Source organism: Micromonospora globbae (assembly GCF_036184225.1).
Lineage (GTDB): Bacteria > Actinomycetota > Actinomycetes > Mycobacteriales > Micromonosporaceae > Micromonospora > Micromonospora globbae.
In genome coordinates this window covers 5093880-5114560 of the sequence record NZ_CP108084.1, presented here as the reverse complement: position 1 = coordinate 5114560, position 20681 = coordinate 5093880, and the positions used below count along the sequence as shown (strand labels likewise).

Here is a 20681-nt window from a genome sequence, read left to right as displayed (position 1 = left end):
CCGACCGTCCCGCAGCGAAGCCGGTGCGAACCCGGCGCTGTCCCGCAACTGTGATGCCCCACCGCCCGTGTGGTGGGGATCAGCCAGGTCGCCTGCGGATCGGTCGCGACCCGCGCTCTCGAGGAAGGGCGCCTCGCGGACGGGCGCAGTGTCCCTGTCGGCGAAGCCCACGCTCCTCGACCGACAGGAGGACCGATGTCCAGACGTACCCCGCGGCTCCTCGCCGCGACCCTCGCGGTCGCCGCGCTCGCCCTCGGCGCGTGCGCCGAGAAGACCGACGACACCCCCGCCGCCGGCAGCGGCCAGTCGACCGCAGCCTTCCCGGTGACCGTCGGCGACGTCACCCTCGACAAGCGCCCCGAGAAGATCGTCTCGCTGTCGCCGTCCGCGACCGAGATGCTCTTCTCCATCGGCGCCGGCCCGCAGGTGATCGCCGCCGACGACAACTCGAACTACCCGCCGGAGGCGCCGAAGACCGACCTCTCCGGCTTCCAGCCGAACGCCGAGGCCATCGCCGCGAAGAACCCGGACCTCGTGGTGATCTCCGACGACCGCAACAAGATCGTCGACCAGCTCGGGAAGCTGAAGATCCCCGTGTACCTCACCCCGGCGGCCACCACTCTGGACGACACGTACCGGCAGATCACCGACCTGGGCACGCTCACCGGCCACCCCGACGAGGCGGCCGACGTGACGCAGCGGATGCGTGACGACATCGCCAAGCTGGTGAAGGACCTGCCGCAGCGGTCGGAGAAGCTCACCTACTACCACGAGCTGGGCCCGGAGCTGTACAGCGTGACGAGCAAGACCTTCATCGGCTCGCTCTACGCCATGGCCGGGCTGGAGAACATCGCCGACCCGGCGGACGCCGACGGCCGCAACGGTGGCTACCCGCAGCTCTCGCAGGAGGTCATCGTCAAGGCCGACCCGGACTTCATCTTCCTGGCCGACACCAAGTGCTGCAAGCAGGGCCCCGACACGGTGAAGGCGCGCAGCGGCTGGTCCGGGCTGACCGCCGTGAAGAACAACCAGGTGGTCGCGCTCGACGACGACATCGCGTCCCGCTGGGGGCCGCGCGTCGTGGACATGCTGCGGGCCATCGTGGACGCCGTCGCCAAGGTGCCCGCGTGACGGTCGGTCGCCGATGACCCGGGTCGCTCCCGTGGCCCCCGCCGCACCGCCCGCCCGTCCGGCCGGGACGCCACCGGTGTCCCGGCCGGCGGGCCTGCGCCCGCGTTGGCTGGTCGGCGGGGTGGTGGCGGTGCTCGTCGCGCTGGTGGCCGGTGTCTCGCTCGGCCCGGTCACCCTGCCCCCGGGCAGTGTCGCCGCCGAACTGCTGAACCTGCTGCCGGGCGTGCACCTGGAGAGCGGGCTCAGCGAGCGGGAGATCGCCATCGTGACGGAACTGCGGCTGCCGCGGGTGGTGCTCGGCCTGCTGGTCGGCGGGCTGCTCGCCCTGGCCGGCGGCTGCTACCAGGGCGTGTTCCGCAACCCGCTGGCCGACCCGTACCTGCTCGGCGTCGCCGCCGGGGCCGGCCTCGCGGTGACCGCCGTCATCGCGCTCGGCGGAGCCGGCACCGAGGGCGCGCTCACCGGCCTGCCCCTGACCATCCCGCTCGCCGCGTTCGTCGGCTCGCTGGGCGCCGTGGCGCTGACCTACCTGCTCGGTGCGGCGGGCGGCCGGAGCCGGTCCCCGGCCATGCTGATCCTCGCCGGCGTGGCGGTCTCCGCGTTCCTCTCCGCCGGCCAGACGTACCTGCTGCAACGCAACGCCGACAGCATCCAGGCCGTCTACTCCTGGCTGCTCGGCCGGCTCGCCACCGCCGGCTGGCACGACGTGCTGCTCGTCCTGCCGTACGCCGTGCTCACCACCGTGGTGGTGCTCCTGCACGGGCGGGAGCTGGACGTGCTCTCCGTCGGCGACGACGAGGCGAGCAGCCTCGGCCTGCACCCGCAGCGCTCCCGCTACCTGCTGATCGCCGCCGCCTCGCTGGGCACGGCCGCGGCGGTCTCCGCCACCGGCCTCATCGGGTTCGTCGGCATCATCGTGCCGCACACCGTACGGCTGCTCGCCGGGTCGAGCTACCGGGTGATCCTGCCGCTCTCGCTGCTGTTCGGCGCGGCGTTCCTGGCGCTCACCGACGTGGTGGCGCGTACCGCCGCGGCGCCCGCCGAGATCCCGATCGGTGTGGTGACCGCCCTGCTCGGCGGCCCGTTCTTCGTCCTGGTCCTGCGCACCGCCCGGCGGGTGCTGACGTGAGCGCCGCCGCCGGGCGCCCCGGCGACACGCCGGCCGTCGTCGTACGCGACCTGCACGTGTCCCTGGGCGGGACGCCCGTCCTGGCCGGGATCGACCTGACCGTCGCCGCCGGCGAGTGGGTCACCGTCATCGGCCCGAACGGCGCCGGCAAGTCGACCCTGTTGCGCGTCGTGGGCGGACTGCTGCCCGCGTCGGGCGGGGTCAGCCTCTTCGGTACGCCGATCGGGTCGCTGCGCCGGCGGGACCGGGCCCGGGTCGTGGCCACCGTGGCGCAGTCCCCGGTGGTGCCGCCCGGCATGTCCGTGCTGGACTACGTCCTGCTCGGCCGCACGCCGTACATCCCGCCGCTCGGCCGGGAGTCGGCCGCCGACCTGGCCGCCGTGCACGAGGTGCTGGGGCGGCTGGACCTGGGCGGCTTCGCCCAGCGCGAGCTCGCCACCCTCTCCGGCGGTGAACGGCAGCGCGTCTTCCTGGCCCGGGCGCTCGCCCAGGGCGCCACGCTGCTGCTGCTCGACGAGCCGACCAGCGCCCTCGACATCGGTCACCAGCAGGAGGTGCTGGAACTCGTCGACCAGCTGCGCCGCGAGCACGGGTTGACGGTGGTCGCCACGATGCACGACCTGTCCATCGCCGGCGAGTACGCCGACCGTCTCGTGCTGCTCGCCGCAGGCCGGGTGGCCGCCGCCGGGACACCCCGCGAGGTGCTCACCGAGCGGCTGCTCGCCGAGCACTACCGCGCGACGGTCCGGGTGGTCGACGGCGAGCACGGCCCCCTGGTCGTCCCCGTCCGCCGCCCCTAACCCTCTCTCACCCCCGCGATCTTGCACTTTCTGCCCCGGCGAACCGGGACAATCCGCCCGTATCAGGGGCACAAACTGCAAGATCGCGGGGGAGAGAGGGCGGGGGCGCGGGGCGCGGTTACTCCGTGCCTATGTCGATGACGGAGAAGAGTGCTCCTTGGGGGTCGCGGAGTGCTGCGAACCGGCCCGTCGGGATGTCGCGGGGCGGCACGAGGATGGACCCGCCCAGCGCCGCGGCGCGGGCCGCGGCGGCGTCCGCGTCGGCGACCGCGAAGTACACGGTCCAGTACGCCGGCAGGTCGTCGGGGAAACCGTCGCCCAGCGGCGGCATCATCCCGGCCACGATCTGCGCCCCCAGCCGCCAGCCGGTGTACGTCATGTCACCGACCACCTGGTCGTCGGGCTGCCAGCCGAAGACCAGCTCGTAGAAGACCTTGGCGCCCTCCGGGTCGGGGGTGACCAACTCGTTCCACGCCATCGCGCCCGGGGTGTTGAACACCTCGCCGCCGGGCATCGCCATCGGCTGCCAGACGCTGAACGAGGCGCCGGCCGGGTCGCTGAAGACGGCCATCCGTCCCCGGTCGAACACCTCGAAGGGCGGCACCACCACCTGCCCGCCGGCCCGCTCGACGCGGCCCGCCACGAGGTCGGCGTCGTCGGTGGCGATGTACGTCGACCAGATCGGCACCTGGTCGGGGATCGCCGGCGGCCCCGCTCCGGCCACCGCCCGCCCCCGGAGCTGGAAGACCGTGTAGCCGCCCGCCTCCGGCTCCGGCGCCACCCGTCCGGTCCAGCCGAACAGCTCCGGGTAGAACCGGCGCGCGTCGTCCAGGTCAGGGGTGGCGAGGTCGGCCCAGCAGGGCGTACCCGGCGGGACGGTGCTCACGTGGACCCCTCTCGGCTCGGGGCGGTGCGCCGCCCTCCTGCCGGAATCCTGGCACCGTCCCGCCCGCGTACGGGGTGGAAACGGACAAATGCTCAGCTGAACCGGCGACCCTCGTCCCGCCGGTACGCCCAGCCGGCCAGCCCCGCCATGACGACCACCCAGACGCCGAGCATGGCCAGCGACAGCGGACGCACCGGGTAGTCGCCGACGGCCGCCCACATGAGTTCGACCGCGCCCCGGGTGGGCAGGTAGGGGGCGACCGCCTCGATGAACCCCGGCGCCTCGTCCGGGGCGGAGAGCAGGCCGCCGCCGAACGCGAGCGGGAAGAACACGAGCTGCGCGACCACGATCGCCGCCTTGCTGGGCAGCGAGTAGCCGATGGCGAGCCCCATCAACGTGAACGGCACCGACACCACGGCGACGGTGACGGCCGCCAGCAGGAACGCCGCCGGGGTGATCCGCGCGGCGGTGAGCGTCGCGCTGATCACCACCACCGGGATCAGCGAGACGTACGTGATCACCAGGCCGGCGAGCACCCGGCCGGCGAACCGCGGCGCCGACCCGGCCGGCAGGGTCCGGGTGTACGGGTTCCAGGGCTGGTCCCGGTCCTCGGCCACGCCGATGCCGTACTGGAAGATGTTGGCGCTCATCACCGAGAAGGTCACCATCGACGCGGTGGCGTACGTGGCGCCGACCGGGTCGTTGCCGGCGAACGGGACCACGAAGAAGAGCATCGCGGCGGCCGGGAAGAAGGCGCTGCCGAAGATGGCGACCGGGATCCGGACGATCTCCAGGAGCTGGTAGCGGGTGTGGACCAGGGCGAGGTGCATGGGGCCGTCTCCTCAGGCGGTTGCCGGTCGGCCGCCCGCGGCGGCGGTGGTCGGGCGGTCACCGGGTCCGGACGGCCGGCTCCCGGCATCCGGCGGGCCGTCTCCCTGGCGGGCGGCCGGCGTACCGCCGCCCGGCTGCTCCTCGGCCGTGATGGCGAGGAACGCCTCCTCCAGCGACGTGGGGCGCACCTCCAGGTCGGTGAACGCGACCCCGGCGGTGACGAGCTCCCGGACGAGCTGGTCGGCGTCGGTGGTGAGCAGGTGGACCCGGCCGTCGACCCGCTCGGTGCGGACCACGCCGGGCAGCTCCGGCAGGTCGTCGGCGACCAGGCTGACGCGGCGTACGCCGACCACGGCCCGCACCGCGTCCACGGTGTCGTCGGCGAGCACGCGGCCCTGCCCGATCACCACGACGCGGTGCGCCAGTGCCTCCACCTCCTCCAGGTAGTGGCTGCTGAGCAGCACCGTGCCGCCGTCGGCGTGGAACGCCCGGACGGCGTCCCAGAGGGTGTGCCGCGCCTCCACGTCGAGCCCGGTGGTCGGCTCGTCGAGCAGCACGAGGCGGGGCCGGCCCACGAAGGCGAGCGCCACGGCGAGCCGCCGGCGCTGCCCGCCGGAGAGGCCGCCGGTCTGCCGCCGCACCTGGTCGCTCAGGCCGAACCGGTCGAGCAGTTCGCCGCGGGGCACCGGGTCGGGGTAGTGGGCGGCCACGAAGTCGACCACCTCCCCGACGCGCAGCGTGCCGGGCAGGCCGGTCTCCTGTGGCGTCACACCGACCTGCCGCCGCGACGTCGGGTCCCGGGGATCGCCGTCGAAGAGTTCGACCCGGCCCGAAGTCGGGCGGCGCAGCCCGACGAGCAGGTTCATGAGGGTGCTCTTGCCGGCGCCGTTGGGGCCGAGCAGACCAACCAGCTCACCGGCGCGGACGTCGAGGTCGACCCGGTCGAGGGCGAGGACGTCGCCGTAGCGGCGACTGGCCTGTACGGCGCGGGCCAGGATCATGCGGGATCTCCTTTGCCGGGCGGGCTGCCGGTGGACCGGCCGGCTCCCTGTCTACCGTGCCGGCGCCACCCCGGTCGCCCCCCGAACGGCCGGGGCGGCGCACGAATTTCCCGGATCGCTTAGGGTGGTTCCCCGTCGGCCACGTACCGCGACGTCCACGCGCGGGTGGCGACTGGGCACTGGGGAGGGTCCGTGACGAGTCCGAGCAGGAATCTCGACGTCCAACCGGAGGCGCTCACCGCGTTCGCCGCCGCCTCCCGGGACCGGGCCACCCGGTTCCGCGAGCTGCGGCGCGTGTTCCACGACGGGCACGTGCCCCGGCACGCCTTCGGGATCATGCCGGCGTCGTTCAGCCTCGCCGCCGCGTACGCCGAGCAGTTCGAGGCGTGCCTGCAGGGGCTGGAGGAGGGCGCCGAGATGATGGACGACATCGCCGACGGGCTCACCGACACGGCCGACGCGTACACGGGGACGGACGTGGCCAACAACGACATGTTCACGCCGGGCGCCTGAGGAGGGGTTCAGTGAGCACCGAGGCGCTCCAGCGCAACAAGACCTACTTCGAGCAGATCGTGTCGGGCACCCCCGACCCGTTCAAGCCGCTCTCGGAGGCCGTGCTCTGGCCGTTCGAGCAGCTGCTGGAGCTGGTCGCCGGTGAGCCCGACGACCTCATGAAGGCGGCCCAGCTCGCGCTGACCACCGGCGAGGCGGTCCGGCAGATCGCCGGCGACCAGATCGCCGACCGGGCGCGGCTGCGCGGCGCGTGGACGGGCGACGCGGCGGAGAAGTTCCACGAGTCGATGGAGTCCGTCGAGGAGGCCATCGAGGAGCTGGCGAAGGGCCTGGACGGTACGAAGGAGGTGCTGGTCGACGCGGCCAACGCGGCCGTCGAGGCGTTCAACCTCCTGGTCGAGCTGATCCTGGAGTTCCTGCTCTGGTTCCTCACCGAGGTCATCATCGCGGCGGTGGCCGCCGTGCTCAGCGCGGGCGTGACGCTGGCCGCCACCGTGGTCCGGGTGCTGGCCCGCCTCGCCACGACGGTCGGCCGCATGTGCAAGATCGTCGCCCGGTTCGCCGAGATCCTCACGAAGCTCGTGACCAAGCTGGAGAAGGTCGCCGAGCTGCTCACCAAGTACCGCCGGGTCGTCATGGAGCTGCGCAAGGCCAAGAAGGCGTACCGGGCGTGGAACAAGTCCGGCTACACCCGGGAGGCGCTGGAGTTCAAGGTGAAACGGGCCGCGATCCTCTTCCCGGGCCGGTTCGCGATCAACCAGGCCTCGCCGGTGAACGTGCCCGGCATCGGCGGCGCGCTCCTGGACACCGGCGTCGGTCTGCACGACGTCTCCGACGGCCAGAAGGACCGCAACTACCTGGTGGACGGCACCTACCGGGATGACCTCGGCCCGTACACCACGGGTGTGCAGAACGTCTTCGACTCGATCGTGAACTGAGAGGCAGCCATGACCTTCCCCGCCCTGGACCGGATCGAGGCGCTGGCCCGCAACCTGGACGGCTGGCAGCGCCAGCTCGCCGACCGGATGGCGGAGCTGGAGCAGAGCAGCGCCCAGGGGGTGAGCGACTCCGGGCTGGTGACGGTGACCGCCGCGGCCGACGGCAAGATCCTCTCCACGGAGATCAACGCCCGGGCCATGCGGCTCGACTCGTACACCCTCGCCGAGGAGTTCACCGCCGCCGCGAACCGCGCGCAGGAGGCGGCCGCGGCCCGGGTGCGCGAGATCGTCGGGGAGGTCATGGGCGACGCCCCGGGCGCCGACCGCCGGCCCGACGACGGTAACGGCCGATACTGAACCGATGGACGAGTCCAGGTACCGCCGTCGGATCGGTGAGCTCGTCGAGCCGGGCGAGCAGGTGCTGGCGTACGCGAAGGCCGAGCCCGCGCACGGCGCCACGCCGGCCCCTCCGCCCGACGCGGCGGAGGCGGGAGCGCCCGCCGGCCGGGTGAGCGCCGGGTCCGTGCTGCTCAACCTGGTCACCCCCCTGGTCAGCTGGGCCAGGGGCGACCGGCTCGTGGACCGGATCGTCTGGGGGATCGCGGGTCGGGGCGAGCCCGGCTCGGCCGCCTCCCGGTTGCACCACGCACTCCGGCCCCGGGCGGACGTGTCGGTGCGGGACGTCGTCGTCGCCGCCACGGACCGGCGGCTGCTGATCTGCGTGAGCGGGCCGATGAAGCTGCTGTCCCGGCGGGAGGACGAGGAGCGCTCCCTGGCGGAGACCCAGGTCGCCTGGTCGGCGCCGCGCGTCGAGGTGGCGTCGGCCCGGGTGGGTTGGCACCGGCTCAACCCGAAGCGGCTGCGCCTCGACTTCGCCGACGGCTCCTGGCTGGCCTTCACCGTGCCCATCGCCGAGTCGGGACGCTCGCTGCGCGAGGTCGCCGCCGCCCTGTCCCGCTGAGCGGGTGGCGGGCCCGGCCGGTCAGCCGGTCCGGCCCGCGGGTCAGCCGGTCGGTCCGGCCGGTCGGCCGGCCCGGGCACTCCGGCCGGTCAGCCGGCCTTCGGTCCGGCCCGTCGGCCGCTCAGTCGGCCAGCAGGGCCGGCAGCGGCTCCCGGTGCAGCACCGACAGCCGGGACACCGCCCGGGTCAGCACCACGTAGAGCCGGTGCAGGCCGCGCGGCTCGGCGGCCACGATCGCGGCGGGCTCGACGACCACCACGTGGTCGTACTCCAGGCCCTTGACCAGCGTCGCCGGCACCACGGTGACCCGCGCCGCGGCCTCCACGTCGTCGGCGGTCGCGGTGGTCACGCCCGCGTCGGCGAGCGCCGACCGCAGTCCGTCCACGGCGTCGTCCGTGGCGATCACACCGATCGAGCCGTCGTGGGCGAGCGCCGCGCGCACCTCGGCCACCGTCGCGGCGGTCAGGTCGGTCACCGTACGCACGGCGAGTTCACCGTCGCGGCGGAGCGACTCGGCCGGGGGCACGTCCACGGCGAGTGCCGGGAGCAGGCGGTTCGCGAACGCGACCACGGCGGCCGGCACCCGGAAGCCGACGGTCAGCGGGACCACGGCGGCGTCCGGCTTGCCCAGGTGGGCCAGGGTCTCCCGCCAGTCGGTGGCGGCCCAGGGGGCGGTGCCCTGGGCCAGGTCGCCGAGGAGGGTGATGGACCCGTGCTCGCTGCGGCGCGCGATGGCCCGGCACTGCATGGGGGAGAGGTCCTGGGCCTCGTCCACCACGACGTGGCCGAACCCGGCGGCCCGCTCGAGCAGCCCGGCCGCCTCGTCGACGAGCACCGCGTCCGCCGCCGTCCACCGCGTCGCCTTCGGGGTGCGGCCGAGCTTCGTGCCGCTGCCACCGCGACCCGCCGGCCGGTCGGCGGCTCGGCCCTGCAACAGCGCCTGCTCGTCGGCGGTGAGCACCCCGTCGGCCGCCGCCGCGAGCGTGGCCGAATCGGCGAGCAGGGTGTGCACGAGCCCCTCCGGGGTGAGCGCCGGCCAGACCGCGTCGACGAAGGCGGCCACCGGCCGGCACTTCGCCATCCGGCGCAGCCAGGCGTCGCTCGGCGACTCGGCGCGCCGCGCCTCGGCCTGCCGTTGCAGCAGGCTCACGACCCGGGCCCGGACCCGCTCCCGGCCCACGCCGTACGGGAGGCCCTCCCGGCGGGTCTCCTCGACCACCCGGTGCAGCGGCTCGAGCCCGATCCGCCAGCGGAACGAGCCGTCGGAAACCATGATCGGCTCGGTGGGCTCGCCGATGTGGGCGTCGAGCGCGCGGCGCAGCACCTCCGCCATGCGCACGTCGTGCTTGAGCGCGGCCGTGTCCGGGTCGTCGACCGCCCGCACGGGCACCCGGGCGACCAGGTCCTCCACCGTGGACTGTGCGACCTCGACCTCGCCGAGCGCGGGCAGCACGGCCGCGATGTACGACAGGAAGGCCCGGTTCGGCCCGACGATCAACACGCCGGCCCGGCGCAGCCGTTCCCGGTGCTGGTAGAGCAGGTACGCGGCGCGGTGCAGCCCGACGGCCGTCTTTCCGGTGCCTGGTGCGCCCTGGACGCAGATCGAGTCCGCGAGGTCGGCGCGGACGAGTTCGTCCTGTTCCGGCTGGATGGTGGCCACGATGTCGCGCATCGGCCCGACGCGCGGCCGTTCGATCTCGGCGGTCAGGATCCGGCTCGCCGTGCCCAGTTCCTCGCCCCGGTCGAGGTGCTCGTCCTCGAAGCTGGTCAGGACGCCCGCGCTGAACCCGAACCGGCGCCGGACCGCCACCCCCTGCGGGTCGCGGGCGCTGGCCCGGTAGAAGGACCGCGAGACGGGCGCCCGCCAGTCCAGCACCATCGGCTCGCCCGCCTCGTCGGTGACGTGCCGCCGCCCGACGTGGTAGCACCGGCCGGCATGGTCCGGGTCACCGTCGCCGAAGTCGAGCCGTCCGAAGAAGAGCGGGGTGGTCGGGTCGTCGGCCAGTTCCTTGACCCGCCGGGCCATGTGCCGGCCGAGCTGCTCGGCGGTGTACGCGTCTCCGGCGACCTTGTCGCCGGTGGCGAACAGGGCTTCCGCGCGTTCCCGCATCCGGCGCAGCGCGTCCCGCGACGCGTCGAGATGGGACCGTTCGGCGGCCAGTTCGCGGTCGAGAGGGGCCGGTGGGGCGGGGTTGTCCGAGGTCTGGGCAGCAAGGGTCATCCGAGGCGACCTTCCGGTGCGTTTCGTGTGATCGGTTGACCTGGGCCGCCCGGCGCTCCGTCGACGCGGTGCCGGCTGTGCCCGCAGGCAGAGGGCGCGCCTCAGCGCGCGGTCGTCCACCCTACGCGGGGAGCCGGCTCACGGCCACCGATTTTCCGGAGCGTCCGGCCGCCGGCCCGGTTCCGGCCGGTCGCCGCCCCCGCGCCCCGGCCGGCGGGGGGCTTCCCGCGGCGGGCCGGGTGCGGCCGGCGACGCGTCACGCGGGGCGGATGACGGGTCGGGGGCCCGGCCGGGATCATGGGGGGATGACCGAGCCGCGTGCGGAGCGGCGCGGGGTGAGGATCAGCGATCCGCAGGTGATGCGGGCGCTGGCCCATCCGGCCCGACTCACGATCATGGAACACCTGAGCTCGCTCCCGGAGGGTGCGACGGCCACCGAGTGCGCGGAGATCGTCGGCCAGTCGCCGAGCGCCACCAGCTACCACCTGCGGGAACTGGCCAAGGCCGGGCTCGTGGAGCCGGCGCCGAGCCGGGGTGACGCGCGGGAGCGGGTCTGGCGGACGGTCGGCTCCAGTTGGGAGGTGGATGCCGGGCGTGACGCCGAGCCCGACGCGGTGGCGGCGCAGACCGCGCTCATCGAGGCGTGGCTCGGCCGCGAGCTGGATCGCAGCCGCGGCTGGTTGCGGCGGGCGCCGACCGAGCCGCCAGAGTGGTACGCGGCCGCCCGCCTCTCCGACAGCCAACTGCTGCTCACGGCCGAGGAGCTGACCGAGCTGAACGACGCGATCGACCGGCTGCTGGAGCCGTACCGCAAGCGGACGCGGACCGACCCGCCGGCCGGTGCCCGGACCGTCTCGATCCACTACAAGGCGCTGCCCGTGGAGTGACGGGGGTTGCCCATCACGGGTGTGAAGGATTATTTTCGAAGTATGTCCTTCACACCCGTGGCGTCGCGCTGGTCGGACGTCTGGCTCGTCACCGCCGCCCGAGGCATCTCGAGCTGCGGGGACTTCCTCGCCGCGAGCGCGCTCACGCTCGCCCTGCAGAGCGCCGGCGCCGGCGGCCTCGCCGTCTCCGGGCTGCTCATGGCCGCGACCCTGCCGCTGGTCGTGCTCGCACCGCTGACCGGGCGGCTGGCCGACCGGGTGGACAGCCGCACCCTGCTCGTCGTCGCCGGCCTGGCGCAGTCCGGCGTCTCCCTCGCACTCGCCTACACCGGGCATCCGGCGCTGGTGATCGTCCTGGTCGGACTGCTCGCGGCCGGGCTCGCCGTGACCCAGCCGGTGCTCGCCGCGCTGGTTCCCGCGATGGTGCGCAGCGAGGACCTGCCGCGCGCCAGCGCCCTGCACCAGACCGCCGGCACGCTCGGCGCGCTCGCCGGTCCCGCCCTCGCCGGGGTGCTGGTCGGTAGCTTCGGCACCCGCATCCCCCTGCTGGTCGACGCCGCCAGTTACCTCGTCCTCGTGGCGGCCGGGCTGCTGATCCGGACGCGGCGGGGCGGCGCGCGGCCGGCGCCGACGGCCGGCGGCACCCCGGCGGTCGCGTGGCGCCTGCGGCGCGACCCGCTGCTCCTCGCCACCGTCACGGGGGTGGCCGGAGTGATCGCCGCCGTGGGCGCCATCAACGTGGTGGAGGTCTTCTTCATCCGCGAGACGCTGGGCAGCAGCACCACCATGTACGGGTTGGTCACCGGCTCCTGGACGCTCGGCGTGCTGGTCGGCGCATGGATCTTCGCCCGGGCCGTCGCGCGGTTCCGGCAGGACGGCGCGCTCGCCCGTGCGGGGCTCGCCATGCTCGGTGGCTGCTGCCTCATGGTGCTGGCCGCGGCGGCCGTCCCCACTGCCCTGCTGATCATCCCGATCTTCCTCGTCGGCGGGGCCTTCAACGGCGGCAACAACGTCTTCGGGAACGTGCTCATGGCGCGCCGGGTGCCGGAGACGGCGCGCGGGCGGGCCTTCGCGATCTACGGCGGCGCCGTCCAGGGCGCGGCCATGGTGGGCTACCTGACCGGAGGGCTCCTGCTCGAACTGCTCGACCCCCGGCCCCTGGTCGCCGCCGCCGGGCTCGCCGGGCTGGTGGCGGTCGCCGTGCTGCTCGTACCTCTCTCCCGGGCGGCCCGTGCGGAGCGGGCGGCCCGGCTGCCGGAGCGGGCGGCGCGCGCCGCGGTGGCAGCGGTGGAGCCCGCGGTGGGACCGCGGCCGGCACGGGAGCCGGATGCGGGGTTGGCCACTCCGGCGCCGGGTCGCTGAGCCGGCCGCCTCGGGCGGGGCTACGGTCGGGTCATGGCTGAACGCATCGCCCGCCCGCGGGTCGGACACATCCAGTTCCTGAACTGTCTGCCGATCTACTGGGGGTTGATGCGCTCCGGCGCCCTGCTCGACGTGGACCTGCACAAGGACACGCCGGACCGGCTGAACGCCGCGCTGGTCGCCGGCGACCTGGACATCGGGCCCATCTCGAACCTTGAGTACCTGCGCCACGCCGACGAACTGCTGCTCCTGCCGGACCTCGCGGTGGGCAGCGACGGGCCGGTGCTGTCGGTCAACATCGTCTCCACCCGGCCGCTCGCGGAGCTGGACGGGGCACGGGTGGCGCTCGGCTCCACCTCGCGGACCGGGGTGCTGCTCGCGCAACTGCTGCTCGGCGAGCGGTACGGGGTACGCCCCGACTACTTCCGCTGCCCGCCCGACCTGACCCAGATGCTGCTGGAGGCGGACGCGGGCGTGGTGATCGGTGACGTGGCGCTGCGTGCCCTCTACGAGGCGCCGCAGCGCGGGCTCGAGGTCACCGACCTGGGGCAGGCCTGGCGTGACTGGACCGGGCTGCCCATGGTCTTCGCCGTCTGGGCCGTACGCCGCGACTTCGCCGCCGCCCACCCGGGCCTCGTGAAGGAGGTGCACGAGGCGTTCCTGCGCTCGCGTGACCTCTGCCTCGCCGAGCTGGACCAGGTGGCAGCGGCCGGAGCCCGGTGGGAGCCGTTCGACGCGGAGACGCTGGCCACGTACTTCCGGACCCTGGACTTCTCCCTCGGTGAACGGCAGGTGGCCGGTCTGCGGGAGTTCGCCCGCCGGGCCGCCGCCCTCGGCGAGGCCCCGGCCCTGCCCGCCGGCGGTCCCGAGTTCTTCGCCGGCTGACGGCGGCCGACGCCGTCAGACGCCGGGGCGGAGCAGGGCCTCGGTGATCTTCTGGCAGTTCTTCATGCCGTAGTCGTAGCCCATGTCGATCGGGTACCGGACCATCACGCCCATCGTCCAGGTGTCGCCGATGGCGAGGCAGTTGATGTGCATCTCCTGCTCCCTGGTCCGGTCGATCCACCCGTTCTTGATGGCGATCTGCTTCCGTTCCGCGGCGGGGAACGCCTTGCGGATGCCGAAGTCGCCGGTGCCGCGGACCTGCCGCATCTCGTCGAGCAGCCAGTCCGTCCACTCGGGCCCGGCCGCCTTGCCGTCGGCGATGCAGTCGCCGAGCCGGGCGACGTCGCGTGGTGAGAGGGCGGTACGGCTCCAGCCGCCGTCGGCGGCGACGCTGCTGTCGGTGAGACCGCACATCGAGATCGCCCGCTTGATCGAGGCCGACCGGCCGACGGTGTTGTAGAACTGCTCGGCGCGGGTGTTGTCGCTGTCCCGGATGATCCGGGTGGCGTCGGCCAGCTTCGCGTCGCTAAGCGTCTGCCCCTTCTCGTCGGCGCGGCGCAGGTAGTCCGCCACGATCCACGACTTGATGAGGGACGCGGTCGTGCTGGTCTCGTCCATGGTGTCCGAACCGATGATCTCGCCGGTGCGGCGGTCCAGCACGGCCCAGCCGTACCAGCCCTCGATGTCGAGGTCGAGATCCCTGGCCTCGAACGGCAGCGGGGCGAGCGAGGGGCTGGGGCTCGGCTGCGCCGACGGGCGCGTGCTGCGGTCACCGGGGGTGCCGGTGGAGCGCGCGGACTGGCCGGTGGGCGAACCCCACCGTGCCGCGGCCTCCGACTGGAACGGGGAACCCGGCAGCAGGCGCAGCGAGACGAGCACCAGTCCGATCAGGATCACCGCGACGGCGATCAGCCGCAGCGGGGAGGCCTCGCCGCCCCGCCGGCCGCCGGCCATCAGAGCTTCCCGACCGGCTGCTGCGGCACCTTGAGCGCGGCGCCGGGCTGCGGGGTCACGAGCTGGCTGGCCACGCTCGCGCAGACCTTCGCGCCGTAGCTGAGGCCGCTCTTCTGCGGGTACCGCATCATCACGGCCAGGCTCCACTTGTCGGTGACCGCGAGGCAGTTGACGTGCCAGTTGCCGTCGTACATGAGGGGGGTCCAGCCGTTCTTGATGCTGACCGGGCCCTGCGCCTTGATCGACGCCGGCAGGCCGTCGACGATCCCCCACTTCCCGCCGCCGTACGTGGCGTGCTGGTCCGACACGCTGCCGCGGACCTTGCTCATCTCGGTGAGCACCCACTTGGTCCAGGTGGGGCCGGCCGCCCTGCCGTCGGCGATGCAGTCACCGAGCCGGACGGCGTCCCGGGGCGACATGCGGGTGAAGCTCCACCAGCCCTCGTACCCCGACACGTTGCCGCGCTTGGTGTCGGTGAGGCCGCAGATGCTGATGGCCCGCTTGATCACCGGGTTCGGCTGGCCGTTCGGGTACACCCTGTAGGAGCCGCCGGTCGCCGCCCACACCTTGTTGGCGGCGGTGTCGTCGCTGTCCCGGATCGCGCGGCTGGCCGCCTTCAGCAGCGCGTCCGACGGCTTCTTGTCGCCGAGTTCGCGCAGGTAGTCGCTGACGATCCAGGCCTTGATCATCGACTCCGTCGAACTGGTCGAGGCCATGTTCTTCGACCCGGAGATCTCGCCGGTCGTGCGGTCCATGAGGGCCCAGGAGAAGAATTCGCCCTTGAAGTTCACCGAGACCGGACCGGCGGCCAGGGTCGGCGGTGGGGGCGGGGTGGGCGCGGGCGCCGCCACGCTGGATCCGCCTCCGGCGCCGCCCTCTCCGCCGTCGTCGCCGGCGAGGCGGGCGTACGCGGCCGGAACGAGCAGGACGCCACCGAGGAGGACCGCGACGACGGCGAGCACCATGGTCACGCGGGAACGCATGAGTGGGTGAGCTCCAGATGTCAGGGCCGGGGGGACCGGCTGTGTTGCCGAAGGGACCGGCTGGCTCGCCCGGGCCGGGAGGGTGCGTGGCCCGTTGGGGACGGCGACTGTCGCAGCCGGCGGTGTGCCGCCGAAAGTCTACGTCCGGAAGTGCGATATGCCAGAGTCCGGCGCCTGGCAAGTTGCCATGAAGACGGGATATCGAACCGTTATGAGGCTTCTGGGGGCATTCATCTTTGTTTCGTGACGCACGTTATACGCCCACTCTTAAGCGTCCGTAAGGATCGGCCGCCGAGGGCGGGTGTCGGACGCCGGTTTCCCTGTTACACCCTCTGGTGTCATCAGCCGCAAGCTGTAACACTTGACCTCATGTATGGCAACGACTTCGGCCCCCCGGAGGAGGCACCCGGCGGCGGCCTGCTCGGTGAGGTCGAGGCGGCCGAAGCCGCCCTGCGGGAGGCGGCGGCCCGCCAGCGCCGCGGCGCACCCGCCTCCGACGACGACCTGGCGGGATACTTCGCCGAGGTCATCGAGGCCGATCAGAAGATCGAGCCACGGGACTGGATGCCGGAGAAGTACCGGAAGACGCTGATCCGGCAGATCGCCCAGCACGCCCACTCCGAGATCATCGGCATGCAGCCGGAGGGGAACTGGATCAGCCGGGCGCCCTCGCTCAAGCGCAAGGCGATCCTGCTCGCCAAGGTCCAGGACGAGGCCGGCCACGGGCTCTACCTCTACGCGGCCGCCGAGACGCTCGGCGTGAGCCGGGACGAACTGGTCGACCTGCTGCTGAACGGCCGGCAGAAGTACAGCTCGATCTTCAACTACCCCACGCTCACCTGGGCCGACGTCGGTGCCATCGGCTGGCTGGTCGACGGCGCGGCGATCGTCAACCAGGTGCCGCTGTGCCGCTGCTCCTACGGGCCGTACGCCCGGGCGATGATCCGCATCTGCAAGGAGGAGTCGTTCCACCAGCGGCAGGGCTACGAGATCCTGCACACGCTGTCGCACGGCACCCCGGCGCAGAAGGCGATGGCCCAGGACGCGGTGAACCGCTGGTGGTACCCGTCGCTGGCCATGTTCGGCCCGCCGGACGGCGAGTCGACGCACTCCGCGCAGTCGATGGCGTGGAAGATCAAGCGCTTCTCCAACGACGAACTGCGCCAGCGCTTCGTCGACATGTGCGTGCAGCAGGCCGAGGTCCTCGGGCTCACCATTCCCGACCCGGACCTGCGTTGGAACGAGGAGCGCCAGGCGTACGACTTCACCCAGCCCGACTACGACGAGCTGATGCGGGTGATCTCCGGGGACGGGCCTTGCAACCGGCAGCGGATGGCGCACCGCCGCCGGGCCCACGCCGAGGGCGCCTGGGTACGGGAGGCCGCGGCGGCGTACGCCGCGAAGCGCGCGGCGGAGAAGAAGGAGAAGGTGGCAGCGTGAGCGATCCGTCGCCTCTGTGGGAGGTCTTCGTGCGGGCGCGGCGCGGGTTGTCGCACACCCACGTCGGCAGCCTCCACGCCCCCGACGCGGAGCTGGCCCTGCGCAACGCCCGGGACCTCTACACCCGCCGGCAGGAGGGCGTGTCCATCTGGGTGGTGCCCGCCGGCGCGATCACCGCGTCCAGCCCGGACGAGAAGGACGCCTTCTTCGACCCCGCCGCCGACAAGGTCTACCGCCACCCCACCTTCTACGAGGTGCCGGACGGGGTGGCGCACCTGTGAGCGAGCGGAGCGAGCGAACCGGCCAGCTCGGCGACGGGGCGCTTCGCGCCGCCGGCGAGCGGAGCGAGGTGACGGCGTGAACGGCCCCTTCGAGTTCACCCTCCGGCTCGGCGACGACGCGCTCATCGCCGCGCAGCGGCTGGCCGAGTGGACCACCCGCGCGCCGGAGATGGAGGAGGACATCGCCCTGGCCAACATCGCCCTCGACCAGCTCGGCGCGGCCCGGCTGCTGCTCACGTACGCGGGCGAGCTGGAGGGCGCCGGCCGGGACGAGGACGCGCTGGCGTTCCTGCGCGACGACCGGGAGTTCCGCAACTGCCTCCTGGTCGAGCTGCCCAACGGGGACTTCGCCGTCACCATGGCGAAGCTGCTGTTCCTCTCCGCGTACCAGCTGCCCCTCTACACCGCGCTGGCCGGCGGCGCCGACGAGCGGCTGGTCGCCATCGGGGCGAAGGCGCGCAAGGAGTCGGCGTACCACCTGGACCACGCCTCGCTCTGGGTGCGGCGGCTCGGCGACGGCACCGAGGAGTCGCACCGGCGGATGCAGGCCGCCGTCGACGAGATCTGGCCGTACACGGCGGAGCTGTTCGCCCCCGACCCGGGCGCGCCGGTCGACCCGTCGACGCTGCGGCCGGAGTTCGAGCGGGTCGTCACCGAGGTGCTGGCCGAGGCGACGCTCACCCGGCCGGAGAGCGGCTGGGCGCCCGCCGGCGGGCGGGACGGCCTGCACACGGAGCACCTGTCGTACCTGCTCGCCGAGATGCAGGTGCTGCACCGGGCCCATCCGGGGGCGAGATGGTGACTGCGAGGGAGGCCGTGGCCGCGGTGGTGGACCCCGAGATCCGGGTGCTCACCATCGACGAGCTGGGCATCCTGCGGTCGGTCGAGGAGGATCCGGCGACCGGCCGGGTGGTGGTCACCATCACACCCACCTACACCGGGTGCCCGGCCATGGACGTGATCCGCGCCGACATCCGGAGGGCGCTCGCCGCGGCCGGCCATCCCGATGCGGAGGTCCGCACGGTCCACCACCCCGCCTGGAGCACCGACTGGATCTCCGACTCGGGTCGCGCCAAGCTGGCCGGCGCGGGCATCGCCCCGCCGGCGCCGGTACGCCCGCGCGGCGTCGTCCCGCTGACCCTCAGCGTGCGGTGCCCGCGCTGCGGCTCCCCGGAGACCGAGCAGCTCAGCCGCTTCGGCTCGACCGCCTGCAAGGCGCTCTGGCGGTGCCGTTCCTGCTCCGAACCCTTCGACCACCTGAAGGCGTTGTGACTGTCACCATCAAGCGGCCGGTCCGTCGCCGGCCGGTCTTCCACCCCCTGCCGGTCGCCGCCGTCGACCGGCTCACCGACGACGCCGTGGCGATCACGTTCGCCGTGCCCGAGGAACTGCGGGAGACCTACGCGTTCCGCGCCGGGCAGCACCTGACCGTACGGCGGGTCACCGAGGACGGCACGGACGTGCGCCGGTCGTACTCCATCTGCTCCACGCCGGACGAGCTGGCCCGCCACGGCCGGCTGCGGATCGGCGTACGGGAGGTGCCCGGCGGCGCCTTCTCCACCTTCGCCTGCGGGTCGCTGCGCGGCGGCGAGACCGTCGAGGTGCTGTCCCCGCTCGGGCACTTCACCACGGCGTTCGACCCCGGTCGGGCCCGCCACTACGGCGCGGTGGCCGCCGGCTCCGGCATCACCCCGGTGCTCGCGCTGGTCGCGACGGCGCTCGCCGTCGAGCCGGAGAGCACCGTCACCCTGGTGTACGGCAACCGGCGGGCGAACACCGTGATGTTCGCCGAGGAGCTGGCCGACCTGAAGGACCGGTATCCGACGCGGCTGCACCTGGTGCACGTGCTCTCCCGCGAGCAGGGCGAGTCGCCGCTGCTCTCCGGCCGGATCGACGCCGACCGGATGGGCCGGCTGCTGGACACCATCGTGCCCGGCGACCGGATCGAGGAGTGGTTCCTCTGCGGCCCGTACGGGATGGTCGTCGACGTCCAGGAGGTGCTCGCCGCGCGGAGTGTGCCGGACTCGGCGGTGCACACCGAGCTGTTCCACGTCGACGCCCCGCCCGAGCCGCCGCGCCGCCCCGCCGAGGAGGCCGGCGCCGGTACGGAGGTGACGATCATGCTCGACGGCCGGTCGTCGAGCCTCACGATGCGCCGCGACGAGCGGGTGCTCGACGCCGCCCTGAAGGTCCGCGGCGAGCTGCCGTACGCCTGCAAGGGCGGGGTGTGCTCGACCTGCAGGGCGAAGGTCGTGGAGGGCGAGGTCACGATGGCCCGCAACTACGCGCTGGAGCCGGACGAGGTGGCCGCCGGGTACGTCCTCACCTGCCAGTCCAGCCCCCTGACGGACAGGCTGGTCGTGGACTACGACGCGTGACGTCGAGAGCGTTGGCGCAGGTTGTGGGCCCTTGTCAGGGCAGGTAAGCTTCAGTCGTCAGGCGCAGTAGCGCCTGAAAGTGGACCCGGCAGCCTTCCGGACGGTGGGCGGGCCGGGTCTCGCGTTTACAGGCGGTATGAATCCGTGACCATCCGATGGACGGCTGCCCGCCAGCGGCCCCGCTTGGCCCAGCACCAAGCCAGTGCGTCGGGGATTGCGAGCAGGCATTCTTCGTGTGCCCGGAGATGATCGTACCGGAGGGTGCCGGATAGCCCCGCTCTCTGAACCTCGTCGAACAGTAGTCTGCGGTCCGCCCTGAGCGTCGATTCGTCTCGCTCGATCACCAACCGGGCAGCGTTGATCTTGGCGGCGTAGGAGACGAGTTCGATCAGGCACGCGTCCCGGGCGGCCTTCATGTTTGAACGGTCGCTCGCGTCGAGGATCACCGCCTGCACACCGATTCCGTTGATTGCGTCGACGATCTGGCGTCGCCTGTCGTCGCGTTCCTTGTGAAAGTGAATCCGGCGCTGGTTCGGCAGGACGAGCCCGCGAATCACCTTGCGGGCTGGCGCGAGATTCGGTGTGGGGACGACGGCGGCGGCGATGAGCAGCCCCCGCTCCTTGGTCTCGTCCACGAAGACGTGCGCACTCATCGTCCGCCTCCCTTCTTCTGCCGGGCCTCCTTGACCTTCTGAATCATGCGTTGGCGATCTCGCGGATGCGCCTCAAGCGCTCCTCGGGGCTGAGTGCCGCGAGATTGCCGGCACCGATACCGTCAAGGACCGCTCGCACGTCGCAGTCGTCGGGTTGAAGAACGGCATCGATCACGCGGGCTCGTGGGCCGCCATCGCGCTGGTAGATCCAAACCGTCTGCCACTGGCGTGGCTCGGTGTTCAACTCGGCGTTCAGCCGCTCCGGCGGGAAGAAGCCGAGCCCTGTCGCTCTCAGCGTTTCCGCGATTTCGGCCAGTACCCAGCGACCGAGCTTCTTGTACCCGAGTTCGTCGCGCAGTTCGCCGAGGGTCGCTTCCGTCAGCCCTCCGTCCTCGCGGCATCGAGCCGCAATGCTGAACGCCGTCTCGTTGTCGCCCATCCCCACTC

23 protein-coding genes and 1 riboswitch are annotated in these 20681 nt (G+C 73.0%); of the genes, 15 read left to right on the top strand and 8 right to left on the bottom strand.

All coding sequences use genetic code 11. The features are described 5' to 3' along the window. Positions 1–19: 19 nt before the first annotated feature. A riboswitch (cobalamin riboswitch) is annotated at positions 20–88 on the top strand. Positions 89–195: 107 nt separating this feature from the next. Genes OG994_RS23055 through OG994_RS23045 form a run of 3 tightly spaced genes read left to right on the top strand, consistent with a single transcriptional unit; the run spans position 196 to position 3060 of the window. Next, entirely contained in the window at positions 196–1131 is a 936-nt protein-coding gene (locus OG994_RS23055) for an ABC transporter substrate-binding protein (RefSeq protein ID WP_120327999.1), read from the top strand. Between the two features lie 13 nt (positions 1132–1144). After that, positions 1145–2260 (top strand): FecCD family ABC transporter permease, encoded by a 1116-nt coding sequence (locus tag OG994_RS23050; RefSeq protein ID WP_240032866.1) that lies wholly within the window; start codon positions 1145–1147, stop codon positions 2258–2260. Next, positions 2257–3060: an ABC transporter ATP-binding protein gene (locus tag OG994_RS23045; protein ID WP_328850949.1), complete on the top strand. Its 804-nt coding sequence runs from the start codon at positions 2257–2259 to the stop codon at positions 3058–3060. Before OG994_RS23050 ends, OG994_RS23045 begins: the two co-directional genes overlap by 4 nt. A gap of 118 nt (positions 3061–3178) precedes the next feature. On the opposite strand, the gene OG994_RS23040 is transcribed toward OG994_RS23045, so the two are convergent. The 3 genes from OG994_RS23040 to OG994_RS23030 form a co-directional block, all read right to left on the bottom strand. Further along, positions 3179–3946 (bottom strand): VOC family protein, encoded by a 768-nt coding sequence (locus OG994_RS23040; protein WP_120327997.1) that lies wholly within the window; start codon positions 3944–3946, stop codon positions 3179–3181. 92 nt (positions 3947–4038) lie between these two features. Further along, complete coding sequence (locus OG994_RS23035; protein WP_328850948.1) at positions 4039–4776, bottom strand: ABC transporter permease; 738 nt, start codon at positions 4774–4776, stop codon at positions 4039–4041. Between the two features lie 12 nt (positions 4777–4788). Beyond that, entirely contained in the window at positions 4789–5778 is a 990-nt protein-coding gene (locus OG994_RS23030) for an ABC transporter ATP-binding protein (protein WP_328850947.1), read from the bottom strand. Between the two features lie 192 nt (positions 5779–5970). Between OG994_RS23030 and OG994_RS23025 the strand changes: the two genes are divergently transcribed. From OG994_RS23025 to OG994_RS23010, 4 genes are read left to right on the top strand one after another with little or no spacing between them, the layout of a single operon-like run. Further along, positions 5971–6291 (top strand): type VII secretion target, encoded by a 321-nt coding sequence (locus OG994_RS23025; protein ID WP_328850946.1) that lies wholly within the window; start codon positions 5971–5973, stop codon positions 6289–6291. Between the two features lie 11 nt (positions 6292–6302). Then, the gene (locus OG994_RS23020; RefSeq protein ID WP_328850945.1) at positions 6303–7229 is read left to right on the top strand and encodes a WXG100 family type VII secretion target; all 927 of its coding nucleotides are present in this window, start codon (positions 6303–6305) and stop codon (positions 7227–7229) included. A 9-nt stretch (positions 7230–7238) separates the two neighbouring features. Continuing rightward, positions 7239–7586, top strand: coding sequence for a YbaB/EbfC family nucleoid-associated protein (locus OG994_RS23015; RefSeq protein WP_328850944.1), 348 nt, complete (start codon positions 7239–7241; stop codon positions 7584–7586). Between the two features lie 4 nt (positions 7587–7590). Beyond that, the gene (locus OG994_RS23010) at positions 7591–8190 is read left to right on the top strand and encodes a hypothetical protein (RefSeq protein ID WP_328850943.1); all 600 of its coding nucleotides are present in this window, start codon (positions 7591–7593) and stop codon (positions 8188–8190) included. A gap of 121 nt (positions 8191–8311) precedes the next feature. On the opposite strand, the gene OG994_RS23005 is transcribed toward OG994_RS23010, so the two are convergent. Next, complete coding sequence (locus OG994_RS23005) at positions 8312–10411, bottom strand: HelD family protein (RefSeq protein WP_328850942.1); 2100 nt, start codon at positions 10409–10411, stop codon at positions 8312–8314. A 305-nt stretch (positions 10412–10716) separates the two neighbouring features. Between OG994_RS23005 and OG994_RS23000 the strand changes: the two genes are divergently transcribed. From OG994_RS23000 to OG994_RS22990, 3 genes are read left to right on the top strand one after another with little or no spacing between them, the layout of a single operon-like run. Next, positions 10717–11298, top strand: coding sequence for a metalloregulator ArsR/SmtB family transcription factor (locus OG994_RS23000; protein WP_328850941.1), 582 nt, complete (start codon positions 10717–10719; stop codon positions 11296–11298). A gap of 42 nt (positions 11299–11340) precedes the next feature. After that, complete coding sequence (locus OG994_RS22995) at positions 11341–12660, top strand: MFS transporter (RefSeq protein ID WP_328850940.1); 1320 nt, start codon at positions 11341–11343, stop codon at positions 12658–12660. A 33-nt stretch (positions 12661–12693) separates the two neighbouring features. After that, positions 12694–13545 (top strand): menaquinone biosynthetic enzyme MqnA/MqnD family protein, encoded by an 852-nt coding sequence (locus OG994_RS22990; protein WP_328850939.1) that lies wholly within the window; start codon positions 12694–12696, stop codon positions 13543–13545. Positions 13546–13560: 15 nt separating this feature from the next. Here the strand turns inward: OG994_RS22990 and OG994_RS22985 are convergent, their stop codons facing one another. Together OG994_RS22985 and OG994_RS22980 are read right to left on the bottom strand one after the other, a co-directional pair. Further along, positions 13561–14499, bottom strand: a complete 939-nt coding sequence (locus OG994_RS22985; RefSeq protein ID WP_328850938.1) for a serine hydrolase — start codon at positions 14497–14499, stop codon at positions 13561–13563. Beyond that, the gene (locus tag OG994_RS22980; protein WP_120327985.1) at positions 14499–15482 is read right to left on the bottom strand and encodes a hypothetical protein; all 984 of its coding nucleotides are present in this window, start codon (positions 15480–15482) and stop codon (positions 14499–14501) included. The genes OG994_RS22985 and OG994_RS22980 overlap by 1 nt, the downstream gene beginning before the upstream one ends. A gap of 369 nt (positions 15483–15851) precedes the next feature. Here OG994_RS22980 and paaA point away from each other — a divergent pair, with 369 nt between their 5' ends. The 5 genes from paaA (at position 15852) to paaE (ending at position 19581) form a co-directional block, all read left to right on the top strand. Further along, a complete protein-coding gene (gene paaA, locus OG994_RS22975; RefSeq protein ID WP_328850937.1) occupies positions 15852–16922 on the top strand; it encodes a 1,2-phenylacetyl-CoA epoxidase subunit PaaA in 1071 nt (356 codons plus the stop codon). Continuing rightward, positions 16919–17203, top strand: coding sequence for a 1,2-phenylacetyl-CoA epoxidase subunit PaaB (gene paaB / locus OG994_RS22970; RefSeq protein WP_120327983.1), 285 nt, complete (start codon positions 16919–16921; stop codon positions 17201–17203). The genes paaA and paaB overlap by 4 nt, the downstream gene beginning before the upstream one ends. 76 nt (positions 17204–17279) lie before the next feature. After that, positions 17280–18005, top strand: a complete 726-nt coding sequence (gene paaC / locus OG994_RS22965; protein WP_120327982.1) for a 1,2-phenylacetyl-CoA epoxidase subunit PaaC — start codon at positions 17280–17282, stop codon at positions 18003–18005. Continuing rightward, complete coding sequence (gene paaD, locus OG994_RS22960; protein ID WP_120327981.1) at positions 17999–18475, top strand: 1,2-phenylacetyl-CoA epoxidase subunit PaaD; 477 nt, start codon at positions 17999–18001, stop codon at positions 18473–18475. The genes paaC and paaD overlap by 7 nt, the downstream gene beginning before the upstream one ends. Further along, positions 18472–19581: a 1,2-phenylacetyl-CoA epoxidase subunit PaaE gene (paaE, locus tag OG994_RS22955; RefSeq protein WP_328850936.1), complete on the top strand. Its 1110-nt coding sequence runs from the start codon at positions 18472–18474 to the stop codon at positions 19579–19581. The genes paaD and paaE overlap by 4 nt, the downstream gene beginning before the upstream one ends. A 125-nt stretch (positions 19582–19706) precedes the next feature. Here paaE and OG994_RS22950 read toward each other — a convergent pair whose 3' ends face one another. Beyond that, complete coding sequence (locus tag OG994_RS22950) at positions 19707–20234, bottom strand: hypothetical protein (protein WP_328850935.1); 528 nt, start codon at positions 20232–20234, stop codon at positions 19707–19709. Between the two features lie 43 nt (positions 20235–20277). Beyond that, a complete protein-coding gene (locus tag OG994_RS22945; protein ID WP_328850934.1) occupies positions 20278–20673 on the bottom strand; it encodes a hypothetical protein in 396 nt (131 codons plus the stop codon). Positions 20674–20681 lie beyond the last annotated feature (8 nt).

Bases quoted from the DNA above. Each gene is read 5' to 3' on its own strand.
- OG994_RS23015 (WP_328850944.1), top strand. From the start codon at position 7,239: ATGACCTTCCCCGCCCTGGACCGGATCGAGGCGCTGGCCCGCAACCTG.
- paaD (WP_120327981.1), top strand. From the start codon at position 17,999: ATGGTGACTGCGAGGGAGGCCGTGGCCGCGGTGGTGGACCCCGAGATC.
- OG994_RS23000 (WP_328850941.1), top strand. From the start codon at position 10,717: ATGACCGAGCCGCGTGCGGAGCGGCGCGGGGTGAGGATCAGCGATCCG.
- OG994_RS23010 (WP_328850943.1), top strand. From the start codon at position 7,591: ATGGACGAGTCCAGGTACCGCCGTCGGATCGGTGAGCTCGTCGAGCCG.
- OG994_RS23005 (WP_328850942.1), bottom strand. From the start codon at position 10,411: ATGACCCTTGCTGCCCAGACCTCGGACAACCCCGCCCCACCGGCCCCT.
- OG994_RS22990 (WP_328850939.1), top strand. From the start codon at position 12,694: ATGGCTGAACGCATCGCCCGCCCGCGGGTCGGACACATCCAGTTCCTG.
- OG994_RS23055 (WP_120327999.1), top strand. From the start codon at position 196: ATGTCCAGACGTACCCCGCGGCTCCTCGCCGCGACCCTCGCGGTCGCC.
- OG994_RS22995 (WP_328850940.1), top strand. From the start codon at position 11,341: ATGTCCTTCACACCCGTGGCGTCGCGCTGGTCGGACGTCTGGCTCGTC.
- OG994_RS22980 (WP_120327985.1), bottom strand. From the start codon at position 15,482: ATGCGTTCCCGCGTGACCATGGTGCTCGCCGTCGTCGCGGTCCTCCTC.
- OG994_RS22985 (WP_328850938.1), bottom strand. From the start codon at position 14,499: ATGGCCGGCGGCCGGCGGGGCGGCGAGGCCTCCCCGCTGCGGCTGATC.
- OG994_RS23030 (WP_328850947.1), bottom strand. From the start codon at position 5,778: ATGATCCTGGCCCGCGCCGTACAGGCCAGTCGCCGCTACGGCGACGTC.
- OG994_RS23050 (WP_240032866.1), top strand. From the start codon at position 1,145: ATGACCCGGGTCGCTCCCGTGGCCCCCGCCGCACCGCCCGCCCGTCCG.
- paaA (WP_328850937.1), top strand. From the start codon at position 15,852: ATGTATGGCAACGACTTCGGCCCCCCGGAGGAGGCACCCGGCGGCGGC.
- OG994_RS22945 (WP_328850934.1), bottom strand. From the start codon at position 20,673: ATGGGCGACAACGAGACGGCGTTCAGCATTGCGGCTCGATGCCGCGAG.
- OG994_RS22950 (WP_328850935.1), bottom strand. From the start codon at position 20,234: ATGAGTGCGCACGTCTTCGTGGACGAGACCAAGGAGCGGGGGCTGCTC.
- OG994_RS23035 (WP_328850948.1), bottom strand. From the start codon at position 4,776: ATGCACCTCGCCCTGGTCCACACCCGCTACCAGCTCCTGGAGATCGTC.